General features: G+C 58.8%; 1 rRNA gene. It reads left to right on the top strand.

Going from position 1 to position 697, the window contains the following annotated elements:
• Nucleotides 1-181: 181 nt before the first annotated feature.
• A 23S ribosomal RNA gene (locus AB0C16_RS40175) occupies nucleotides 182-697 on the top strand; the annotation flags it as partial.

Genomic DNA, 697 nt, shown 5'->3' with positions numbered 1-697 from the left:
ACTGCTTCGGCGTGGAAAGCGAACATGGGAGGGCGAGGGTGTCGGGCACGCTGTTGGGTGTCTGAGGGTACGGCCGATCATGGCTGCCTTCAGTGCCGGCCCCGGTAAAGATCTGCTTCGGCGGGTTGTGACGGGTGGTTGGTCGTTGTTTGAGAACTGCACAGTGGACGCGAGCATCTGTGGCCAAGTTTTTAAGGGCGCACGGTGGATGCCTTGGCACCAGGAACCGATGAAGGACGTGGGAGGCCACGATAGTCCCCGGGGAGCCGTCAACCAGGCTTTGATCCGGGGGTTTCCGAATGGGGAAACCCGGCAGTCGTCATGGGCTGTCACCCATACCTGAACACATAGGGTATGTGGAGGGAACGCGGGGAAGTGAAACATCTCAGTACCCGCAGGAAGAGAAAACAACCGTGATTCCGGGAGTAGTGGCGAGCGAAACTGGATGAGGCCAAACCGTATGCGTGTGATACCCGGCAGGGGTTGCGCATTCGGGGTTGTGGGATCTCTCTTTTACAGTCTGCCGGCTGTGAGACGAGTCAGAAACCGTTGATGTAGGCGAAGGACATGCGAAAGGTCCGGCGTAGAGGGTAAGACCCCCGTAGTCGAAACATCAGCGGCTCGTTTGAGAGACACCCAAGTAGCACGGGGCCCGAGAAATCCCGTGTGAATCTGGCGGGACCACCCGCTAAGCCTA

This window comes from Nonomuraea sp. NPDC048916 (assembly GCF_040649575.1).
Classification (GTDB): Bacteria; Actinomycetota; Actinomycetes; order Streptosporangiales; family Streptosporangiaceae; genus Nonomuraea.
This window is presented reverse-complemented; position numbering and strand designations above follow the sequence as displayed.